We start from the raw sequence: 6678 nt of genomic DNA on the forward strand, positions 1-6678 counted from the left end.
GCTGTGGCTGGTCCCCTGGCATATGGCCAGCGGCCCGCTTCGCTCGGACAAGGTAACGACCCCGGTGGTCGACCCGGTGCCGATGCGGCGGCTCTTCGCTGTCCCCACGCTGTGGTCGATGGGCGTCGCGCACTTCATGTCAAATTATGGCTTCTACTTCCTGCTCGCCTGGCTGCCGCTCTATCTCACCAAGACGCTGGGCTATTCCATTGCCGAGATGACGCTGCTGACAACGCTCAGCTTCACCACCCAAGGGGTCTCGGCACTGGTCGTCGGGCGGCTGTCCGACATGGCGGTGACGCGCGGTGCCGACGAGGCGCGGGTGCGGCGCTGGCTGATGATCGTGGGTCAGGCGATGCTCGGCGTGGCCGTCACCGGGATATGGTTTGCAGCAGACGCCTGGACCCTCGCCAGCTGGCTGGCGGTGGCCGGGATCGGCACCGGCTTCGTTTCGGTCAACCTGTTCGCGGTGGCGCAGATCTTTGCCGGCCCGCGTGCGGCGGGTGGTTGGGTTGGAATTCAGAACGCGATCGGCAATGCTTCGGGCATCGTCGGTCCGCTGATCACCGGGATTATCGTCGATCAGATGGGATCCTACGGCCTCGCCTTCGGGATCGCAGCGGGGGTAGCGATAGCGGGCGCAGTCTGGTGGTTGCTGGTGATCCCCCCGATCCGGACGATCGAGGTCTAGGCTGCGGCGCGCAGGTCTTCGCCGATCCGCTCGATCTGCGCGCGAATCTCACTTCGCGCCGCTTCATTGAGTTGCCCTTCGAAGAGCGTCAGCTGCTGCAGCAGTGTCTTGCGGACCGCGCCCTGCGGCTGACCCAACTCGGCGTGATGCTCCAGCCCATATCGCAGGATGATCGTGGCGTTGATCGCCAGATCGTGCAGCCGTTCCTTCGGCCATGACAACAGGTCCGCATCGACCAGCGCCCCGAAATGCGCCTCGATATTGTCCTCGGTTCGCACCAGCCATTCGGCGACGCGGCTGGCGATTGGCTCGACATGTTCGCCGTAGTGCGGCTGGTCACGATAGAGGAAGCGATAGTCGCGCAATTCCTGCATCAAGTCGCCCAGCATGGCGCAATAGGAGCCGAGCGGATCGCCCGGGTCGGGCTTGCGCCTGAGGCGTTGCTCGATGTTTTCGGCAAACTGCTCGGCGATGGCTGCCAGTAGGTCCCGCTTGGTCTTGAAGTGGTACCAGAGATTGCCCTCGGCAATGCCACAAGCCTCGGCCAATGCGGCTGTGGTGACCGCACCATAGCCATCGCGGTTGAACACCTCCCGCGCGGTGAGAACGATGCGGTCGCGCGTCTTCATCAGTAATGCGAGAGCTGCACCGGCAGGTGTTTGTAACCATGGACGAAACACGCGGGTACGCGATCGGGTTCGCCCACGACATTCACCCGGAGCCGCCGCTTCGCCATTTCTTCAAGCAGCGTGTGCAGCTGTAGTTCGGCCACACGGGCACCGACGCAGCGGTGGATGCCATATCCGAAGCTGAGGTGGCGGCGCGCGTTGTGGCGATCGACCTTGATGGACTCGCCGTCGTCGAAGATCTCCTCATCGCGGTTGGCGGAGATGTACCACAGCACGACCTTGTCACCCTTTTTCATCATCGGCCCGAACATGTCGGTGTCTTCCATCACCGTGCGCCGCATGTGCGCCAGCGGGGTCTGCCAGCGGATGATCTCTTGAACGGCATTGGGGATCAGAGACGGGTCGGCCTCCAGCTTGGCGCGTTCCTCGGGGAACTGGCTCAGACCATAGGCATAGGCCGACATCGAATTGCGGGTGGTGTCATTGCCGCCGACTATGAGAAGGATCAGATTGCCGATGAATTCCTCCGGGCTCATGTCCTTCATCGCTTCGGACTGCAACATGACGCTGATCAGGTCCTTGCCCGGCGCGTTCAGGCGGTGCTGCCAAAGCGCGGCGAAGGCCACCCCCATTTCCTGTAGCTTTGCATTGCGCAGGATCAACCCATCGGGATCGCGGATCAGTTCGACATCGCCGCCGAAGTCCGACCACTCGGTCAGCTTGTGACGCTCTTCCCAAGGAAAATCGAACAGCTTGGCGAGCATGCCGGTAGTCAATTCGATCGAGACCTTCTCGACCCAGTTAAAGGTCTCGCCGATGGGCAGCGTATCGAGCAATGCGGCCGTGCGCTGCTGCACTTCCGCCTTCATCTCGGCAACTTCGGACGGGCCGAAGCTTGGGGCCACGGTGCGCCGCTGCGCGGTGTGATGCGGTGGATCCATCGCAATGAACATCGGCTGGCGGATTTCGTTTTCGAGCGGCTTGTCGGGGTCGAAGGCTATCGAGATTCCGCCATATTCCCAGCTTGAGGAAAACAGCTTGGGCAGCGCCTCGATGTGCTGGATCGGCTTGTAGGTCGAGACCGACCAATAAGGGCCGAAATGCGATTCGGGCACCCACTGGATCGGGGCACGCTGGCGCAGCTGGCGGAACGGTTCGCGCCAAGTGTCTTCGACGTAGAGCTCCTTGCGCGAGACGTCGATCGGATCGATTTCGGCTGGCTTGACGGTCAGCTCGGCAGCAGTGGCCATGTGGGGTCCCCCTCTCCAAAGGATTAGGGTACATACCCTAAGCTCTTCAAGGGAGCAAGCAGGCCTATGCTCAACCCGGGAAGCGCACCCCCGTCATCTCCTCCGATTTGCGCCACAGCGCTTCGGCCAGGGCCTCGTCGCGGATATGCGGGAATACGCCTGCGCCGCGCGGGGTGTTCTCATCGGCTAGCGCGCCAATGTTGCAGTTCTCGCAGTAAACCCCGCCCATGCCTTCGAGCAGGGGTGAAGTTGCAGCCCACACGGTGGTCGAGGCACCTTCTTCGGTCGACTTGAAGTGTTCGTTGACGTTACCTTCTTCGTCGTACCAGCCCATTGCGCGCTGCTCGTCCATGGATAGGTGGCGCTGAAGCGGCGTGGCGATGCCGCCTGGGTGTACCGCGAAGGCGCGCACCCCTTTGGGCTCGCCAAGCTTGTCGAGCTGGAGTGCGAACAGCGCATTGGCGGACTTGGCCTGCCCATAGGCGAGCCACTTGTCATATTCGCGATGCTCGAAATTCGGATCGTCGAGATCGAGCCCGTGCAGGCGGTGCCCGATCGAGGACAGCGCCACCACTCGCGCACCCGGTGCGCCTGCCAGTACCAGCGGCCAAAGCCGGGCGGCCAATTGGAAGTGACCGAGGTGATTGGTGGCGAACTGCATCTCGAAACCGCGGGCATCGCGGGCCAGCGGGCTGGCCATGATGGCAGCGTTGTTGATGAGGATGTCGATGTGGTCGGTAACGCCGGCTACGGCCTCGGCAAACGCGTCGATCGAGGTTGGGTCCGAGAGGTCGAGCGGCAGGGCCGTGATGTCACCGTCGAAATCGTCGAGCACATCATGCGCCTGGTCGACCCGCCGTGCGCCGACAATCACTCGCGCACCCGCACCCACCAACGCTCGCACCGTCTCGGTGCCAATGCCCGAATAGCCGCCAGTCACCACGATAATCTTGCCGGCGACATCGCTAGCCGACACGACCTCGCGCGCGGTCGAGCGATAGCCAAAGGGGGAATCGATGGGGGCTTGCTGGCTGGGCATGGGAATCTCCTGTGTTCAGAGAAACCTATGCGCTGCGGAGCGGGCTTGCGCCAGCCCCGCAGTTTCGACGATGCAGGTCAGCCTTCGGCTTCGGGTATGCGATACGGCACGAAATCGTCGAGGATAATGATCCCCGAGAACGCCCCGCTTAACCGATCGACCAGGGTTATGTGATCCGTCCGGCAAAGATTGGTGCCATCGAAGCGCTTGATCACCATGATTTCGCTGTCGTCGATGGCGTCCGGTGTGCGCGTTCGGTTGACCCAAATAGTCTTGCCGTCCTTGTAGACCAGGGCCGTTCCGTCGATCTGGGTAATGTTGCGTGCACCGAAGGTGCGGATGCAATGGCTCGGCTCTCCTGCGACCCGCCCTTCAAGGAGCTTGGCGAGTTTCGCCTCGCCCTTGGTCATCTCTGCCTGTTCGGGCTCATCCGCCAGGGCAGGCGCAGCGAGCAGAGTCAGGGCTGCAGTAAGGGCAAACACCGGCTTGAGCATGACGAATCTCCCGATTGGAATTTCTATCCTAGGCTAGTCTGCCTGAACCGGCGCTGACTTTCCTTGTTTTTCAGGCGGTACCGCCGACGGTGATGCCGTCGATCAGGAGAGTTGGCTGGCCAACGCCAGCCGGGACGCTCTGTCCGCCCTTGCCGCACATGCCGATCCCTTCGTCGAGCGCCATGTCATTCCCCACTCCGCGGACCTTGGTGAGCACGGTCGGGCCATCGCCGATAAGCGTCGCCCCCTTGATCGGGGCGACGATCTTGCCCTTCTCGACCTTGTAGGCTTCGGTACAGGCGAAAACGAACTTGCCACTGACGATATCGACCTGGCCACCGCCGAAGCTGGTGGCATAGATCCCGTCATCCACCCGGCTGAGCAATTCGGCCGGGTCATCCGACCCACCGCGCATGAAGGTGTTGGTCATGCGCGGCATGGGCGCGTGCTCGTAGCTTTCGCGGCGGCCGTTGCCGGTCGGCTCGACCCCCATGAGGCGGGCATTGAGGCGGTCCTGCATATAGCCCCTCAGGATGCCGTCTTCGATCAGCACGGTTTCCTTGGTCGGCGTTCCCTCATCATCGATGCTCAGCGAGCCGCGTCGTTCGGCAATGCTGCCATCATCGATCACGGTTACGCCCGGCGCGGCGACCCGCTCGCCAATCCGACCGGAAAAGGCGCTGGTGCCCTTACGGTTGAAATCGCCCTCCAATCCGTGGCCGACTGCTTCGTGGAGCAAGACGCCGCACCAGCCGGGACCGAGCAGCACGGTCTTTTCGCCCGCCGGGGCCTCGATGCTCTCAAGGTTGACCAGCGCCTGCCGTACCGCCTCGTCAACCGCGCGCAGCCAAGCACCTTCATCGAACAACCGGTCATAGAGATAGCGTCCGCCAAAGCCGAAACTGCCGGTCTCGCGCCGCCCGTTCTGTTCGGCCACGATGCTGACATTGAGCCGTACCAGCGGGCGAATGTCGCGCGCGGTAAAACCATCGGGGCGGATGATATCGATCGCGCTCCAGCTTGCCGCGAGGCTGGCGGATACCTGCGCTACGCGCGGATCCTTGGCGCGGGCAATGGCATCGATCTTCTCGAGCAGGGCGACCTTTTCGGCAAAGGGCACCAGGTCGAGCGGGCTCGCGTCGGTATAGAGATGGCGATTGGTCCGCTCGGGCGGGGCGGCCAGCGGAGATCGGGTTGCGTCGAGCAATTGCAACGTCTCGCCAGCCCAGGCGATCGCGCCGGCACTGATCTCGTTGGCATGGGCGAAGCCGGTGGTTTCCCCCGACACGCCGCGCAGGCCAAAGCCAGAATCGCGCGAATAGTCGGCTGTCTTCAGTCGCCCGTCGTCAAATGCGAAGCTCTCGCTCGCCATAAATTGCAGGTACAGCTCCCCATCGTCGCAAGGGGCCAGCAAGCGCGCGGTCAGCGCCTTGGCTTCATCGGGGTCGAGCTGGCTGTAAAGCAGGGCGTGCGGATCGTTCGCTTGCGTCATGGCACCCTATGTAGGGTGCGAGCTGCTTAAGGAACAGGGGTCAGCGATGGCCGGGATCGGCACCTTCGGAAATGTCCGTCAGGCTGGCCTGGTCGACTCCGTCGGCCGGTCCGCCTTCGAGTACGAAGCGGCGGTCGCAATAGCCGCAGTCGACATAGCCGTGTTCGTCAATCTCGAGATAGATCTTGGGGTGGCCCAGTGCGGCGGCACGATAGTTCTTGCCGGTGCGGATGTCGGTCGCGCCATCGCACCAAACGCGGTGGGTGGTGACCTTGGTGATCTCGGGCGGAGGCAGGCTCATGTGGGCAGCCGATAATATGTGCTTTGTCGCCGCGCAAGGATTCGCCGCTTGTCGCGCTTCTTTGCGGGGCCTACCTCCCCCGCCATGACCACACCGCCTGCCATCCGTATCGACAATCTCGTCAAGCAATATGCCCCGCCGGTCCCGGGCGAACCGCCCAAGCTGGCGCTTAAGGGCGTCAGCTTCGACGTGCCGCAGGGGGGAATCTTCGGCCTGCTGGGACCCAATGGCGCAGGCAAGTCGACGCTGATCAACATTCTCGCCGGGCTTGTGATGAAGACCAGCGGCACGGCCGAGATCTGGGGCTTCGACATCGGCACCAATCCGCGCAATGCCAAGCGCTCGATCGGAATTGTGCCGCAAGAGATCGTCTTCGATCCCTTCTTCACCCCGTTCGAGGTGTTGGAGAACCAGGCTGGGTTCTACGGCATTACCAAGGCCCTGCGGCGGTCCGAGGAATTGCTGCGCGCAGTCCATTTGGCCGACAAGCGCGACGCTTATGCCCGCACGCTTTCGGGCGGCATGAAGCGGCGGCTGCTGATCGCTAAGGCCATGGTCCATTCACCGCCGATACTGGTGCTGGACGAGCCTACTGCCGGGGTCGACGTCGAGCTGCGTCGCCAGCTGTGGGAACTGGTGACCGAGATGAACGCCGAGGGTGTGACCGTGGTGCTCACCACGCACTATCTCGAAGAGGCCGAGCAGCTGTGCGATCGCATTGCTATCATCAATCACGGCGAGCTGATCGCCGACAAGCCGACCCGCGAGCTGGTGGGCATGGC

At 62.9% G+C, this 6678-nt stretch carries 8 protein-coding genes; 2 read left to right on the forward strand and 6 right to left on the reverse strand.

Features of this window, described 5'->3' with window-relative positions:
• Positions 1-691, forward strand: a 691-nt coding sequence (locus AAFM29_RS13560; protein ID WP_341713322.1) for an MFS transporter, incomplete at its 5' end; no start/stop codon positions are given.
• On the opposite strand, the gene AAFM29_RS13565 is transcribed toward AAFM29_RS13560, so the two are convergent.
• The 6 genes from AAFM29_RS13565 to AAFM29_RS13590 all read right to left on the reverse strand — a co-directional run bounded on the left by AAFM29_RS13565 (position 688) and on the right by AAFM29_RS13590 (position 5896).
• On the reverse strand, positions 688-1320 hold the full coding sequence (locus tag AAFM29_RS13565; RefSeq protein WP_341713323.1) for a TetR/AcrR family transcriptional regulator: 633 nt from the start codon (positions 1318-1320) through the stop codon (positions 688-690). The two genes, AAFM29_RS13560 and AAFM29_RS13565, sit on opposite strands and share 4 nt — an antisense overlap.
• Positions 1320-2570: a cytochrome P450 gene (locus AAFM29_RS13570; RefSeq protein WP_341713324.1), complete on the reverse strand. Its 1251-nt coding sequence runs from the start codon at positions 2568-2570 to the stop codon at positions 1320-1322. Before AAFM29_RS13570 ends, AAFM29_RS13565 begins: the two co-directional genes overlap by 1 nt.
• A gap of 70 nt (positions 2571-2640) precedes the next feature.
• On the reverse strand, positions 2641-3609 hold the full coding sequence (locus AAFM29_RS13575) for an oxidoreductase (RefSeq protein ID WP_341713325.1): 969 nt from the start codon (positions 3607-3609) through the stop codon (positions 2641-2643).
• A 77-nt stretch (positions 3610-3686) separates the two neighbouring features.
• Positions 3687-4103, reverse strand: a complete 417-nt coding sequence (locus tag AAFM29_RS13580; RefSeq protein ID WP_341713326.1) for a hypothetical protein — start codon at positions 4101-4103, stop codon at positions 3687-3689.
• A 70-nt stretch (positions 4104-4173) separates the two neighbouring features.
• Positions 4174-5595: a metalloprotease TldD gene (tldD, locus tag AAFM29_RS13585; RefSeq protein WP_341713327.1), complete on the reverse strand. Its 1422-nt coding sequence runs from the start codon at positions 5593-5595 to the stop codon at positions 4174-4176.
• 40 nt (positions 5596-5635) lie between these two features.
• Entirely contained in the window at positions 5636-5896 is a 261-nt protein-coding gene (locus AAFM29_RS13590) for a zinc-finger domain-containing protein (protein WP_341713328.1), read from the reverse strand.
• A gap of 84 nt (positions 5897-5980) precedes the next feature.
• On the opposite strand from AAFM29_RS13590, the gene AAFM29_RS13595 reads away from it, so the two are divergent.
• On the forward strand, positions 5981-6678 hold a 698-nt coding region (locus AAFM29_RS13595), incomplete at its 3' end, for an ABC transporter ATP-binding protein (protein WP_341713329.1).

It is taken from the genome of Erythrobacter sp. (assembly GCF_038133525.1).
GTDB lineage: Bacteria > Pseudomonadota > Alphaproteobacteria > Sphingomonadales > Sphingomonadaceae > Qipengyuania.